The sequence below is a fragment of the Endozoicomonas sp. SCSIO W0465 genome (genome assembly GCF_023716865.1).
Taxonomy (GTDB): Bacteria; Pseudomonadota; Gammaproteobacteria; order Pseudomonadales; family Endozoicomonadaceae; genus Endozoicomonas.
This window is the reverse complement of sequence record NZ_CP092417.1, coordinates 4,825,576-4,839,023: the sequence shown is the minus strand read 5'-3', so window position 1 is coordinate 4,839,023 and position 13,448 is coordinate 4,825,576. Positions and strand designations below refer to the sequence as shown.

Annotated in this window: 15 protein-coding genes, 1 rRNA gene and 1 pseudogene; 8 read left to right on the top strand and 9 right to left on the bottom strand. The window is 49.9% G+C overall.

Features of this window, described 5'->3' with window-relative positions; genetic code table 11:
- Positions 1 to 69 precede the first annotated feature (69 nt).
- Positions 70 to 185 (top strand): 5S ribosomal RNA (gene rrf, locus MJO57_RS21750).
- 72 nt (positions 186 to 257) lie between these two features.
- On the opposite strand, the gene MJO57_RS21745 is transcribed toward rrf, so the two are convergent.
- From MJO57_RS21745 to MJO57_RS21720, 6 genes are all read right to left on the bottom strand, one after another.
- Positions 258 to 518, bottom strand: a complete 261-nt coding sequence (locus tag MJO57_RS21745; protein ID WP_174783933.1) for an AlpA family transcriptional regulator — start codon at positions 516 to 518, stop codon at positions 258 to 260.
- Positions 519 to 635: 117 nt separating this feature from the next.
- A complete protein-coding gene (locus MJO57_RS21740) occupies positions 636 to 1,886 on the bottom strand; it encodes a hypothetical protein (protein WP_252018691.1) in 1,251 nt (416 codons plus the stop codon).
- A 22-nt stretch (positions 1,887 to 1,908) separates the two neighbouring features.
- Positions 1,909 to 2,244: a hypothetical protein gene (locus MJO57_RS21735; protein ID WP_252018689.1), complete on the bottom strand. Its 336-nt coding sequence runs from the start codon at positions 2,242 to 2,244 to the stop codon at positions 1,909 to 1,911.
- A 14-nt stretch (positions 2,245 to 2,258) separates the two neighbouring features.
- Positions 2,259 to 2,750 carry a single-stranded DNA-binding protein gene (locus MJO57_RS21730; RefSeq protein ID WP_252018687.1) on the bottom strand — a complete coding sequence of 164 codons (492 nt, stop codon included), beginning with the start codon at positions 2,748 to 2,750 and terminating at the stop codon, positions 2,259 to 2,261.
- Positions 2,750 to 3,646, bottom strand: a complete 897-nt coding sequence (locus tag MJO57_RS21725) for a hypothetical protein (RefSeq protein WP_252018686.1) — start codon at positions 3,644 to 3,646, stop codon at positions 2,750 to 2,752. The genes MJO57_RS21730 and MJO57_RS21725 overlap by 1 nt, the downstream gene beginning before the upstream one ends.
- A 9-nt stretch (positions 3,647 to 3,655) precedes the next feature.
- Positions 3,656 to 5,170 (bottom strand): IS66 family transposase, encoded by a 1,515-nt coding sequence (locus MJO57_RS21720; RefSeq protein WP_252017330.1) that lies wholly within the window; start codon positions 5,168 to 5,170, stop codon positions 3,656 to 3,658.
- Here MJO57_RS21720 and MJO57_RS32870 point away from each other — a divergent pair.
- Positions 5,169 to 5,297, top strand: a complete 129-nt coding sequence (locus MJO57_RS32870; RefSeq protein WP_256491819.1) for a hypothetical protein — start codon at positions 5,169 to 5,171, stop codon at positions 5,295 to 5,297. The two genes, MJO57_RS21720 and MJO57_RS32870, sit on opposite strands and share 2 nt — an antisense overlap.
- A 32-nt stretch (positions 5,298 to 5,329) precedes the next feature.
- Here the strand turns inward: MJO57_RS32870 and MJO57_RS33385 are convergent.
- Positions 5,330 to 5,521: pseudogene (locus MJO57_RS33385) on the bottom strand (helix-turn-helix domain-containing protein); the annotation flags it as partial.
- 268 nt (positions 5,522 to 5,789) lie between these two features.
- Between MJO57_RS33385 and MJO57_RS21715 the strand changes: the two are divergent.
- The 6 genes from MJO57_RS21715 (at position 5,790) to MJO57_RS21690 (ending at position 11,345) form a co-directional block, all read left to right on the top strand.
- Complete coding sequence (locus MJO57_RS21715) at positions 5,790 to 6,107, top strand: hypothetical protein (protein WP_252018684.1); 318 nt, start codon at positions 5,790 to 5,792, stop codon at positions 6,105 to 6,107.
- Complete coding sequence (locus tag MJO57_RS21710; protein ID WP_252018682.1) at positions 6,104 to 7,306, top strand: hypothetical protein; 1,203 nt, start codon at positions 6,104 to 6,106, stop codon at positions 7,304 to 7,306. The genes MJO57_RS21715 and MJO57_RS21710 overlap by 4 nt, the downstream gene beginning before the upstream one ends.
- A complete protein-coding gene (locus MJO57_RS21705; RefSeq protein WP_252018680.1) occupies positions 7,257 to 7,817 on the top strand; it encodes a hypothetical protein in 561 nt (186 codons plus the stop codon). The genes MJO57_RS21710 and MJO57_RS21705 overlap by 50 nt, the downstream gene beginning before the upstream one ends.
- 19 nt (positions 7,818 to 7,836) lie before the next feature.
- Entirely contained in the window at positions 7,837 to 8,385 is a 549-nt protein-coding gene (locus tag MJO57_RS21700) for a DUF1367 family protein (protein WP_252018678.1), read from the top strand.
- 15 nt (positions 8,386 to 8,400) lie between these two features.
- Positions 8,401 to 9,756, top strand: coding sequence for a DNA cytosine methyltransferase (locus MJO57_RS21695; RefSeq protein ID WP_252018676.1), 1,356 nt, complete (start codon positions 8,401 to 8,403; stop codon positions 9,754 to 9,756).
- A 71-nt stretch (positions 9,757 to 9,827) separates the two neighbouring features.
- A complete protein-coding gene (locus MJO57_RS21690) occupies positions 9,828 to 11,345 on the top strand; it encodes an IS1182 family transposase (RefSeq protein WP_252017502.1) in 1,518 nt (505 codons plus the stop codon).
- A 311-nt stretch (positions 11,346 to 11,656) separates the two neighbouring features.
- Here the strand turns inward: MJO57_RS21690 and MJO57_RS21685 are convergent, their stop codons facing one another.
- Entirely contained in the window at positions 11,657 to 12,367 is a 711-nt protein-coding gene (locus tag MJO57_RS21685; protein ID WP_252018674.1) for a transposase, read from the bottom strand.
- 421 nt (positions 12,368 to 12,788) lie between these two features.
- Positions 12,789 to 13,448 (bottom strand): IS1595 family transposase, encoded by a 660-nt coding sequence (locus MJO57_RS21680; protein WP_252026952.1) that lies wholly within the window; start codon positions 13,446 to 13,448, stop codon positions 12,789 to 12,791.

The following is a 13,448-nucleotide window of genomic DNA, read 5'->3' as shown; positions in this document are numbered from 1 at the left end:
AAAGCAGCTTATTACCGGATTCCAGCTAGTGTCTTGAAACTTGTTTCTTGACACAAGCAACCAGCTTAGCCTGGCGACCATAGAAAGTTAGAACCACCTGATCCCATCCCGAACTCAGCAGTGAAATGACTTATCGCCGATGGTAGTGTGGGGTCTCCCCATGTGAGAGTAGGACATCGCCAGGCACCCAATTTAAAGTGTAGAAAAAACAAAGGCTTCCTTATGGAAGCCTTTTGTGTATATGGTCAGGTTCGGAATCAGTTCGGATTCTGGCCGAACTTTTTCTCTGCTTCAGCTTCTGCCAGATTCTCATAGGTTTGCTGGTGATCCACCCAGGCTTTCAGATCTTCTACCCGGTAACGAATTGATCGGCCCAGTTTTATAAACGGGGGCGGTGTCTGGCCAAACAGCTCTCCCGATACCCTCGACTTGTCCAGTGCACTTTTACAAACACCAATAAACATTGCCGCTTCACGGGTTGAGTAATTGATGCATTCAATGGGGGCTTTCACTTCCATGCCACTTGCTCCTTTTTTGAGGGGAAAGATTTTCGATTAGTTTTAGTTGTTCTACAGTTCATAGGAATGTCTAATTTCCATCGAAGCTGGTTCTTATGAAGTTGGCCATAGGCTTGGTTAAAAAAATTTCAGAATGTCATAACCCAGTACCGGCTGGGCATTACTGGTGGTCAACCGCTTACTGTTTCGGTTGTGGAACGAGGTTTCCGTTGGATCGTACATCAGGCCATATTGCCAACCACGGTCGGTAAGCAGGTATTTGCCTTTTTTGCCCTGACCGGTCCATTTGATGATTCGTAGTTTTTCCAACACCTCGACTACATGTTGGCGGCTCCGGCCAATAAACTCGCCCAGTTCTACCAGAGAGAAGAAATCATCCAGCTCGTAGCGATTGCGTTTGCGCCTTTGTTTTCTCTGGATAGGCTCTTCATCGGTTTCAGAACCAACCTCCGCAGGATCAGCATAGCGGTCATCCTGATTGATCGATTCAGTTTTGGATTCATTGGGGAGAGTAGATTGCAAACGGTTCAGCACGGTTTGATACCACTTCACCTGTTTCACTGGCGTACCGCTATTATGGGCTTTTCCGGTATCAAGGATTTCACACAGAGGCTGACCCTGATCGGTAGGTACCCACTGACTATCAATTTTGATCTGGAGTCCTGCCGCTTCCAGTAATTTATTTACCTGGCGGGGATCCTGCGGCGGTGTCATCATTTGGCCAAGCTGGGTAGGCGTAAACGTCATGGCCTGAACCGGGGCCGCAAGTTGTTTCTGCCCCATGGCTTCCAGTGGCGAGAAACCGATCTGGCTTTTCAGCAACCGGTCAGCAGAGAGTAATTTCTGGTTTCCGGTAAAGCCCAGTGCCTCGGCAAAAGCAATGGCTTTCAGGGAGGTGGCCATGTTCATTTCCAGCAAAACCTGGGATGTGGGGGGCTTCGGCTCTTCAGGTTGAACGCTTCCTTTTAAGTGCGCCATGGGGATCGCTCTGCCGGATTCCAGGTTATCCCATCGCAATACCAGATCGGCGCAATAATTTCCGTCAATGGAAGCCATGGCAGTGATGCTGTCGAGGCGGTCCAGTAACAGATGTTCCACAAACTGTCCTGAAACCCCCTGTTTTGGCCTCTCCTCAATTTGAGGAGAGGCAATTGCACCCTCTTTAACCAGCCTTTCGATGGTTCGTTTAACATTGTCTGACCGTTTGCCAGCCACATTGGCTATCTCGATATGGGACATTTTCAGTTCGATGGTACCTGAAAGCATCTGGCTTTTGGTGTTCTCTGGGGCTGTAAGAATTTTAACGTCCATAGTCAACTTTCCTTTTTGTGCGATGTTGTGGATAACTTCAGTGTTCAGTTTTTCCACAGGTGTTATTGGTAATTACTATTCAGTGAATCTTGACGCTTGCATGCACGACGGGGTTCTGTTCATTTTCACGGATTCGTTGCAGGATCAGCCCAGTCAACAGCATAGCCTGATCCCGTGCCTGGGGGCTGTTAATACCCACGGTGATGGCAACAATCAGCGTCGTCATTTCAATCAGTAAGGTTTCTGCATTTAACAGTCGGCCTTCCATTTCTTCACCGATCCGGTCTGCCAGCATGACTTTTCTTGCCAGTTCCTTATCCTCCTTTTTCGAGCTGAGGCCAGCGGTCTGCTTTTGTTTAATCTCTATGGCCAGGGCCAGGTCATCTGGTGTAAGTGGGCTCATTCCAGCTTTCATGAAAGCAAGCTCCTTTAAAATGGGATGGAGTCGTCGTAGGAGTCATACTGTTGTGTTTGCATGGGCTGGGGAGCATGACCGCCATCCCGGGCATTGGCGTACTGGCTTTGATGCGTACCTGGTTGTGACTGATAGTTCTGAGGCTGAGCCTGCTGAGCATTGGGGTTCTTTTCCAGAAACAGCAGCTTGCCGTTGTACCCGCTGTACACGACTTCGGTCTGATAGCGATCCTGACCATTCTGGTCCTGCCATTTACGGGTCTGGAGTTGACCTTCGATCATGACTCTGTGGCCTTTGGCCAGATACTGAGCGGCCAGTTCAGCAGGTTTGCCGTACAGTACTACCCGGTGCCATTCGGTGCGGGTCTGTTTCTGGCCATCTTTTTTCCAGCTCTCTTCCGTGGCGATGGAGAGAATGGTGACGGCATTGCCGTTGGCGGTGGCTTTGCCGTCCGGATCTTTGCCCAGTCTGCCAATAAGGGTGACACGGTTCATGGATGCGGCCATCAGGCGATCTCCTTTTGTTCTTGTCGTGAAGGTTGTTGAGCTGGAGTGATCATTCCGGCACGACGGATGACCAGTTCGATGCGGTATTCGTTGCCGTAATTGTCAAAGCGGTAACAGTCCAGTGAGCCTTTGCCGAGCCACTTTTCCATGCTGTGGATATCGTCGGTCAGAATCTCTTCGGTGACTTCACCATCGGTGTAAAGCAGGTCGGGTTGGTCTTCGGCTTTCTCTGTTTCAGGCTCCGAGTTAATTGTGCAAGCTTTAGTCTGGTTTTCCTGGTGCAGCCGCAGTTCAATAATGGCCATCAGGTCGGTTTGCTCTTTATGAAGAAGCACATCCAGATCCGGAAACAGGTAGTCCTTATCAACTGCCATTTTCCGGTACACAGCCAGATTATTTTTTATGTCCTGTGCCTGCTGCTTCTGTTCGATCCGTGCCTGTGCCAGGCGATCATTTACCGCAGACTGCATGCTGGATACGTTCTTTTTGCCCTTGATCACCTCCTGAAAATCAGCAGGTGTAACCACTGCAGCGATCCAGCCGGGAGTAAGTTCGGTATTAATCACCTGACGTTCTTTTTCCAGGGTGGTGACGGCTTTCAGTACGATGCTGTCTTTGATGTGCTGCTTCTGATGCTTGACCTGCTTATCCAGAGACTTACGTCTGGTAGCCATGGCTTCGGTCAGGTGGTCGATACGGGTGAAGAGTCGGGCGATGTCCGGTACCTGGGCAAGCGCAGTCTCTTTGCCGTCCTTCAACTTCGTTTCTGTCTTTTTGAAAAACTTCACCGCCGATTCGGCATCAGCAAAATCCTGATCGGTCACCAGTGCTGATTTGACGGAATCAATGCGTTTGAAGATCTGTTCTTCCAGCAGGTGCAGGTTGGAATCAATCACGGATCGTAACTATTCAGCACTGAGCAAAGGCATATTACAGTAATTCCGAACAGCTCTATGAAGTGATTGATATATGTCCATTCCCTGTTTTCTGGCAGACGACAAATAGCTGCGAATCCGTGCAAACATAGAACCACCGTCTGCACTCCTGAAGCAGCCTGAGATTTTCTGCTTTAACTTGGCCATTCGAACATCCCGCTCACTGCCATTGTTATCGAAGGGAATGGTAAAATCTGACATGAAGCGCAGTGTCTCAGCCTTGAACTCAGTGAGTCGTTTGAAGAGATTGTAAGCTTTAGTATTCTTGACTTTCTTGCGCTTAAGCTCCTCTCGTTGCTTCTCCATATAGACGACTTCTTTCATTAGAGCCCGCTGAAGCAACCGGTCATAAATCTTCTCGATTCGTTCACAGACAACACTTGGCATCTGTAGCATACCTATGGTCTTAAAGCCCTTGCAGTAATGCCAGGAAAGCCTCAGTAGCTTCATCAATCGCAACGCCAGTTGATTGCTGTCCCTATCAACAACACCCAAAAGCTCCCTCAGGTGATGGGCATTGCAAAGTACGTGAGTTGCCGCATATGCAAAATAGGATTTCCAATGATCATGAACCAGAACGCCTGCAAATGTTAGCAGTATGCCCATCGTGTCCATGGCCTCACGACCTCGCTTTTCAGACAAGTAGTAGAGCGTCCATTGTTCATCCCGCATAACGTGTAGCCAGTGCAAAGAGCCCTCGGCCCGCATACCCGTTTCATCGGCTCCGGCAACAGACGATTCCCGCAAGGCGTCACGAATAACCTCTTCAGTAGAAGCCAGATTTTCATAGGTTCTGGCCACAAAATTGGCGACAGTGCCTGCACTTACACTCATTTTATAGAGAGTATTAAAATACTCTGACACGCGCTTAAAAGGCAGGAAATGGTATTGGTTAAGATAGACGGCCATAGCCTGTGTGGCTGAGCCATATTGTGCGGCAGCGGTAACACCTTCCGGGAATTCAGCCTGATTCCGACAACCACAAGTGCAGATTTTTACTTCAGCTCTATGGGCCGTTACTTCAAATTCACCCGGTCTCCCTGGTTCAAACACCTGTCGTTCAATATATTTGACCGGCTCACTATCAAGAAGAGACGCCTGACATTTATTGCATTCTTTAACCGGAAGGTACTCAATATAGTCAGGGATATCGACCTGTTTAAGACAAGTGCCCTGATGCCCTTTCTTTCCACCGGCTTTATTACCAGAAGACTGTCTCAGACTTTTAGGATTGGGTTTTTCATCCGATGGATCGGTACCTTTATCTGCGGAAAGGTCGTCAGAATGATCTGGAGAATTACTGTTTTTACAAGGTTTTTGATAACCATCAGACGATGGCGGCTTGCTGCTGTTTTGACTGTTCTTGCCAACCTTTTCTTCCAATTCTCGACATCGCTCTTCCAGACAGGCAACTCTCATCCGCAGCTCTGCATTCTCTTTCAAGAGAATCTCAGCCGACATAGTTGCGGGTAGTTCTGGAATCATGCTGGCGAATATTGTGGAAAAATGGTGCTTAAGAGGATGGTATAAAAATCAGAAAATTCCAGATTTATGTGGGGGTGCTGAACAGTTACCATCAAAGAAAGCGATCGCCTCATCCAGGCTGATGTAGGGTAGGGTTTTCGGATCTGGCAGCTCTTCGCCGGTCTCCAACCAGTCAATGGAAACGCCAAGAAACTTAGCGATGGCGATTTTGTTATTCAGCTTCGGATTCCGGGCACCACTCATCCACAAACTGAATGTCCCTTCCGTACAACCCACGGCGCGGGCGATATCGACATTTTTCAGATTTTGTTCTTTCGCTTTGCTTTTGACCCGATCTGTCCAGTTCGTCACGTTCTTTTCCAATCGCTGTTATTCCATTATCCATAAGCAAAATAGTACACAGCTGGAAGCCATTAATTAAGGGCGAGTGTTCGCTTTAGATGAGGTTGGCTATTTACAAGTAATCTAAAAGCAACGTATTCTTTCGATTGTCTTTGCAAAAGCAATGGTCTAACGATAAAAACTAATTCTCAAGGAAAGAACTGATGAGTCAATCCCAACCTCGTGCTCAGTCCAGAGCACCAGCCAACCTCTTCGTTCGCCCCGCAGGAGGTACCCAATGATCCATACCGACGAGCTGGGCATCCCCGACCAGCCGCAATGCTGGCAGGACATTCTGTGGCCACTGGCAGGACAGCCCGCCATGCCAACCTCGGCAACACTCTATGAAGAGTTGTGTTGGGAAAATCCGGATATCGATGTGGGCGAACAGTTGTTGAAAGCGTTTCACTACATGATCGATCGCTGGGACCAGCCGGGTGAGGCCAAAAATGTGGTGATCTTTCTTAAAAAGTGGATGAGCCTGAATCAGAAGAATGCCCAGCAGGCGGCAAGGTATTTTCCAAAAGAAGCGCCAAAGCCTGGAGGTGGTCAGTGAAAACGTTTGGGAAAATCGAGAGCCAGTTCTGGGACACCATGCGTCATGAGGAACTCAGTGATCAGGGCAAGTTATTGGCTGCCTACCTGCTGACCTGCAAGCACGGGAATATGATCGGCATTTTCAGCTTACCCCGCGCTTATATTATGGGTGACCTGAAGTGGGATGCAGAGACCGTTGAAATAACCGTTAGCGAACTGTTAGCGAACCGGTTTCTGAGTGTGTCGACGAAAACGGATTTTATCTGCATCAATAAATTCATGGCGCATAACCGGGCCGAGAATGTCAAACAGATGGAGGCAAGGCTTCGGTTACTGCTGAATCTGCCGGAAAGCCTGTCAAATGATCTCCCTATGTTCACTAATCTGGTTAGTGGTGAACTGCTGAAGGCCAGTAGTTTCAACGGGGGCAGTGAAACTCGCCGTTTGATAGAACAGGTTCGGAGTAAGTTCACTAAGCGTTCGGAACCGGTTAGCGAACCATTAGCGAACAGTGAGGAAAAAGTTCGCCCAGAGAATAAGAGAAATAGAGAAGAAGAGAATAAGAGAAATATTTACAAGACACATGTCCGATCTGACGATCGCACGACCCCCAGGACGGGGGAAGTGCCACCAAGTGCCGGGAGCACGACTGGTGCGACCCCCAGGACGGGGGAAGTGCCACCAAGTGCCGGGAGCACGACTGGTGCGACTGCGGCAAAAGCCAAATCGGGCAAGGTTGATTTCTCTGAATCCTTCGAAGAGTGGTGGAGCCAGTACCCGAAACGTGAAGGTGACAAGGGCAGCAAGACCAAAACCTTTGGCCATTACAAAACCCGGCTACGGGAAGGGCACTCCTCTGACGACCTGTTGGCCAACATCCTGAACTACGCCCGTTACTGCGACGAAACCGGAGCAACGGGTACCCAGTACGTGAAGACCACCACGACCTACCTGAACAACCCCGATAACGCCAGTAATCCATGGATGGTGAACTATGAAGCCCGGCAGCGAAATTCTGGAAAACTCAGCCTGGTTGAACAGGTCGAACAGGCCAACGCCCATATCCTCCAACCGGAAAGAACAGGAGCCTTCAGCGGGATGGAAGCCTTCAGCGGAGGGAATATCTACGACGTTGAGCCGGAAAGATCTGGTGACTCTGTTTTCGATCATGACGGCCCTGTTCGGCCAGAAGTGGACCAGTGCCTACGGTCTGGCTGATCGCAACGGCGAGTGGCAGAAAACGCTGAACGGGTTACACCCTGCTCAGCTGGAAATTGGTCTCAACCGTGTACGACTGGCCGGTGGCGAATGGCCTCCGACAGCGCCGGAGTTTCGCAAGCTCTGCCTGCCACTGCCGGAAGAGTTGGGTTTGCCAGCGCTGGCGAAAGCCTGGCAGGAAGCCAATGAGTATTCTGGACAACCGAGTCATCACGGCTGGAGCCACCGGGCGGTTTATCTCGCCGGGCGTGAGGCGGGTTGGCATGAGCTGAGAACCGCAGGGAATGCAGAGGAGTGCCGGAACGTGAAGCGCAAGTTTGGAGCGGCCTATCAAGAACTGGTTAACCGTGAATGCCAAGGGCTTCCGTTGGAAGATCAGCTTGCCATCGAACACCAGTTTGATCCGGCCATCCACTCGAATCAGCTGGTCCGGGAAAGCATGGCTGAACAGGGCATTGACCCGCTGGATGGGCAGGCCGCTCGGCAGAGACTGATGGGCATGTTCCCATGAACAGGCTCAGGGATGGTGTTTGGCTGGCGATGGTCTGGGTTGTGCTGGTGATGGTGCTCTGCTGGCACTTTGTGGAGGCGATCTGATGGCGGAGCTGGCGTTGCAGAAAGTCTCGGCGCAGGTGCTGGTGCCGGTATCCGACGATGACCAGCGATTCGTTCAGCAGCTGAAGACCGGGCAGGTGATTCGGGCAGAGTTTCGTAAAGCCCGTAACCCGCATTTTCACCGCAAGTTCTTTGCCCTGCTGAAGCTGGGCTTTGATTACTTTGAACCGCAGCCATACCGGATGGAAGGAACGGATCATTGGTTCACGCCAGAGAAAAACTTCGATGAGTTTCGCCGCTGGGTGACCGTGAAAGCCGGATTCTATGACGTGATTGGTTACCCGGATGGAGGTGTACGGGTTCGTGCCAGAAGCCTGAAGTTTGCCAGCATGAGTCAGGAGAATTTTGAACTGTTGTACTCCACAGCGGTGGATGTGTTGCTCCAGTATGTGCTTTATCCGGGGCGGGGCTGGAGTCGGCACAAGGTGGAAGCCTTGGTGGAAAGGTTGATCAACTTTGCGTAGGGAGGAAGGGAATTCATGAGATACCTGTCGTTATTTTCGGGGATTGAAGCGGCGACGGTTGCCTGGCACCCGTTGGGGTGGATGCCAGTGGGTTTTGCTGAAATCGAACCGTTCCCCTGTGCCGTACTGGAACACCACTACCCCGATGTACCCAACCTTGGCTGCGTGACGGATATCACGGAAGCCATGATCAAGCAACTCGGCCCTATCGATCTGGTAGTGTTTGGCAGCCCCTGCCAGGACTTATCGGTAGCCGGAAAACGAAAAGGATTTGACGGTGAGCGATCAGGACTCTTCTTCGCAGCAATACAGATTATTCGGTGGGCACGAAAACACGGCAACTGCCGCTTCGCTCTGTGGGAAAACGTACCCGGCGCCTTCAGCAGTAACCAGGGCAAGGACTTTGCTGAAGTACTGCGATTACTTACTGGCACTGACCAGTCATGCCCCGAGCAGCCTGGCCAAAAAAAGTGGCGGTACGCTGGAGTTTCATTCGGTAAGGAAGGGCTTGTTGAATGGCGGGTGTGTGATGCTCAATTTTATGGAGTACCCCAACGTCGTCGAAGGGTCTTTGCTCTGGCAGATTTTGGAGACTGGACCCGTCGGGAGCCGATTCTATTTGAGTCCGAGAGCCTGCTCCGGGATTCTGAACCGGGCGCAGAAGCGTGGGAAGAGTCTGCCCCTGAAGCTGGAACAAGCATTGAGGCAGGTGGCCTCACGGGAAACCTGAGTGCTTACGATATGACGGCCTTTGGTCAGTATGGCCCTGGCAAAACATCCTCGACGTTAAAACAACGGGATTACAAGGATGCCACGGATTTGGTGGTGTTTGAGCCCGGTGCCATGTCACGGTTGGGTGGCCACTGGTCATCCGATTTATCACCCTGCCTCCGTGCCCATATGGGCGATAACCATCCGACCATTGCCTTCAATCCGAAAGACGATCCAGTTCATTCCAACACCGTCGCAATGACCTTGCAGGCGCAGGGCAATGGGTTAAGTGCCGCAGTTGCGATACCGATTCATGATCAGGCCACCCGCCATTCCGGTAAGCGCGGCGAACATCAGGACGGAAAAGGAAATGGTCTGGGTATCGGACAGCCTGGTGACCCGATGAACACATTAACCGCCGGTGATAAACACGCAGTTGCCAGTACCTCCAGCGGTGAAGCCGAGTTAGCTATACGTCGATTAACTCCCGTCGAATGCGAACGTTTGCAGGGTTTCCCTGATGGGTACAGCGCTATTCCCTGGAAAAATAAACCGGCTGAAGAGTGTCCTGATGGTCCGAGGTATAAGGCTCTTGGTAACTCCATGGCCGTTCCGGTAATGCGCTGGATCGGAAATCGTATCCAGACCGCACTGAGCTAGGAGGCTGTCCGAGAATAGCCTGATTAAGTATAATCAGGCATCTTCTGCCCACTTTGTTGTTGCCGAAACGGATGTCATCAATCAAATTCAAAGATAACCCTGCTGATTTTGACCAGCACCTGATGTTCCCATCGAACATCTTCGACCTGCTGCCACCAGATCATGATTGCTTCGTTTTTGAAGATATCTTCAAGCATATCGACACCTCTGAAGTGGAAAAGCAGTATCACCATCTTGGCCAGAATGCCTACCACCCACGACTGATTATATCGATCCTGATCTATGCCTATAGCCATGGTGTGTTCAGCTCCAGGGAGATTGAACGGCGCTGCAATCAGGACTTGGCTTTCATGTATATCGCCAAACAGCACTGCCCAAATTTCCGGGTGCTCAGTGACTTTCGTAAAAACCAGGCCACCTTTTTTAAAAGCAGTTTCAAACAGAGCGTGCTGCTCGCCCGGGAACTACAGATGGCCTCGCTGGGCCACATCGCTCTTGATGGTTCCAAATTCAAAGCCGACTCATCAAAGCATAAGGCCATGAGCTACGCACGACTTAAGGCCAAAGAAGCTGAATTAATGGCTGAAGTTGAGGCCCTGATTAAAAAAGCCGAAACCAGTGACAGTGAAGAGGACGATGCTTATCAGCAGGAGACTGGCTACAGCATTCCTGAAGACTTGCAATTCAAGCAGGAACGGTTAGAGAAAATCCAGGAGGCCAAAAAAGCGCTTGAAGAACGGGAACAGGCCCTGAATCCCGATAAGCCGATAGACGACAAAAAGCAAATCAGCTTTGCTGATCATGATGCCAGGATCATGGGTAAAAAAGGCAGTGGCTATCAGTACAGTTATAACGCCCAGATCAGCGTCGACAGCGATAATGGTATCATTGTTGGCCAGCACATCAGCCAGCATGCCAATGACAAGCAGGAAGTAAAGCCTGCACTTGAAGCCATTGCAGAAGCAACAGATAACGCGTCCATTGGCAAAATGAGTGAGGATAATGGCTATTACTCAGGGCCCAACCTGCAAGCGTTTGATGATGCGAACATTGACGCTTACATGGCTACGGATCGACAGGAGAAGCCTGCAACAGAGGGACTGGAAGACTCTGACAGAAAGTTTGTCAAAGCGGATTTTATTTACCATGAAGCAGACGACAGCTTTACCTGCCCTGCCGGTGAGAAGCTGATTTATAACACGGCTAGCAAAGCAAAACACAAAAGCTACCGCGTCAGTAAAGATATCTGCCGGGATTGCCCGTTACGTAAAAGGTGCAGTGGTGACAACAAAGACCCGGGGAAAGTGATTCGCACAGACCGCCACGAAGCCATACGCCAGGCGATGAACCGCAAAATGGAAACCAAAGAGGCCAAAGCGGTTTATGAGCGTCGCAAGGTGATTGCGGAACCGCCTTTTGGCCAAATCAAGAACTCAGGATTCAGAGGGTTCAGTGTCCGGGGTAAGGAAAAAGTGGCTGGAGAATTTTCACTGGTCTGCAGTGCTTATAATTTCAAAAAAATTGTCAAATCGGTTTCAACGGGATCAATCCGTCTTGAAGAAGCAAAAAGGCTTAAAATGGCAGCATAAAGGCAAGCAAAAGGGTAAAAAACGCAATTTTTACCCCAAAACAGGCTAAATTTAGGTCAATATTTGATCAGCCAAGAAAATGCTGAAGCTTTCGTTTTTTCAATAGCTAGTTCTCGTCCAAAAACGCATCAGGCAATCATAATTAGATTGTACGTGCGTTTTGATATTTCCTGAAATTCCAGAGAGCCGCAAAAACTCTTCCCTTTTTTTCTCTAATCTGGGACGGATATTGGAGAAAAACGCGAAAAGCAGGCAGAAAACATCCTCCCACCATGCTGGAAAGGTACTTTCATGTAGCGTGGAGGTGGCTATCAGGATGGTGCCGGGTGTCTGGCCAGAATCACCAGGTTGTAACAGACCACCGATAACCAGCAATGAGAATCAAAACGCTCAGAACCCTTGCAGTGGCAACGTGATAGCCCAAAACATCTCTTTAGCCACGAAATTCCCGCTTCAATACCTGCCCGGAAGCGAAAGAGCGTTTTATACACATACTGACTTTTAGTCATCTCTTCGACTTCAAGTCCGCGCTTCTTATTAAAAGCTACATCGCTGATTCCCATGGCCTTGGCTTTTTCCAAATTAGCGCGACACGCGTATCCGCTGTCACCGCTTGTCTGGTGAGGTACACGACCATAAATTTCTTTTTGTCTTTCCATCATCGGAATGAATTGGTCCGAATCCGCTGGGTTACCTTCCTCAATAACCAGGTCCAGGATCAATCGACTTTTTCCCTGAACCAGGTTCAGTTTATGGCCATACTGTACTTGCCGCCTGTCTTTTACGATGATATCCGTATGGGGTTCATACAGGCTAACCACTTTTTCCTGGGCTGGCACCTTTTCACCCTTAAAGACCCTGCGCTCTGTCTGGGAGACTATTGCATCCACCAGGGGTAACAGGTGATCCACATCGGCCTGCCACTTGTCGGCATCATCAGCCAGGAGACACTGCCCCTGCTGACGGGCGTTTGCTAGCGTGACAGTAGCTTCGATAAGTACCTTCCGGGATTTTCGGGTCAACTGCAGCAGTTTTTTATAATGCTGATGCCGCTCTTCTTTGCCAGCGTAGATGCATTTTCTGGCCGCATCTTTTACGGCTCGGTTGTGATGGGTATATTCATAAAGCGGTGTCGCTGTCAGTGTTTGTCCCCGTTCCAGCAGCCGACAAATTTCTTCCTGATTACCACTGATCGTACGTCATGACACAGGGAAAGATAATTTAAGAATATACGTGCAGCTTTTCATTCTTTATGTCTATAACCCGGTAAAGAAATAATAGAACCTCTCCAGTATTACCGGTGGAGCAGGCATCATGACGGCTTGTTCTCCAGATTATCAACTAAATTCGGTTTCATAACCGCTCCGAACAAGCAAAGACCCACATCATCATTCGAAATAATGATATTAATACGTCAACTGACTTTCAATTATCGGTTGATGGCTAACCCGGTTTCCACTGGACGTCTGGCAGTTTGAGAAGTCGATCCGGCATCGGTGCTGTATTGACTGCAGCCCGACCTAGCCTTGAGATCATTGAAGGCATATCAAAACGCCGGTTAAACCGATAGTTGAACTCTGATAGATAACGGCCCAGATGCTTGGGGTCGAGCTTATGGTAAGTACCGGTAATCGCTGTTTTCACGTTTCCCAGCATGGTATTTACCCAGGTGAACAACTCATTCTCCATGGATGCATGCCCACCACCGGTAATGATGGCTGTGTGCTGGCATCCGGCATCTTCAATACCCCGGAAACAGGACAAGCCATCGCTGACGGCCCGGACACCCTTTTTCAGGGCATGTTCTGCCCACTCCTGAATGGTTTTTCGCCGGAAGTTATCAACGGCATTGAACTTCATGTAGATAGGGTGGTTATCAGCATCTGTCTGAACTGCGGCCACGAAGGGGGCTTTGTTCTCTGAGCCTCTGCCCCGGCGGCCTCCGTGGCGCTCTCCGCCCCAATAGGCGTCATCAATCTGAACAAAACCACTCAACTGCCAGCTGTTATCTCTTTCCATCATGACCTGCATGAGTTTGTGTTTCATGCGCAATGCGGCATTGTAGGAAATGCCAAGTTGTCGATGAAGCGTCAGGCAAGAAAT

What these genes read in the sequence shown, in the direction of transcription:
- MJO57_RS21695 (WP_252018676.1), top strand. Translation starts at nt 8,401, where the DNA reads ATGAGATACCTGTCGTTATTTTCGGGGATTGAAGCGGCGACGGTTGCC.
- MJO57_RS21730 (WP_252018687.1), bottom strand. Translation starts at nt 2,750, where the DNA reads ATGGCCGCATCCATGAACCGTGTCACCCTTATTGGCAGACTGGGCAAA.
- MJO57_RS32870 (WP_256491819.1), top strand. Translation starts at nt 5,169, where the DNA reads ATGCTGGCGAATATTGTGGAAAAATGGTGCTTAAGAGGATGGTATAAA.
- MJO57_RS21690 (WP_252017502.1), top strand. Translation starts at nt 9,828, where the DNA reads ATGTCATCAATCAAATTCAAAGATAACCCTGCTGATTTTGACCAGCAC.
- MJO57_RS21735 (WP_252018689.1), bottom strand. Translation starts at nt 2,244, where the DNA reads ATGAAAGCTGGAATGAGCCCACTTACACCAGATGACCTGGCCCTGGCC.
- MJO57_RS21715 (WP_252018684.1), top strand. Translation starts at nt 5,790, where the DNA reads ATGATCCATACCGACGAGCTGGGCATCCCCGACCAGCCGCAATGCTGG.
- MJO57_RS21745 (WP_174783933.1), bottom strand. Translation starts at nt 518, where the DNA reads ATGGAAGTGAAAGCCCCCATTGAATGCATCAATTACTCAACCCGTGAA.
- MJO57_RS21705 (WP_252018680.1), top strand. Translation starts at nt 7,257, where the DNA reads ATGACGGCCCTGTTCGGCCAGAAGTGGACCAGTGCCTACGGTCTGGCT.
- MJO57_RS21720 (WP_252017330.1), bottom strand. Translation starts at nt 5,170, where the DNA reads ATGATTCCAGAACTACCCGCAACTATGTCGGCTGAGATTCTCTTGAAA.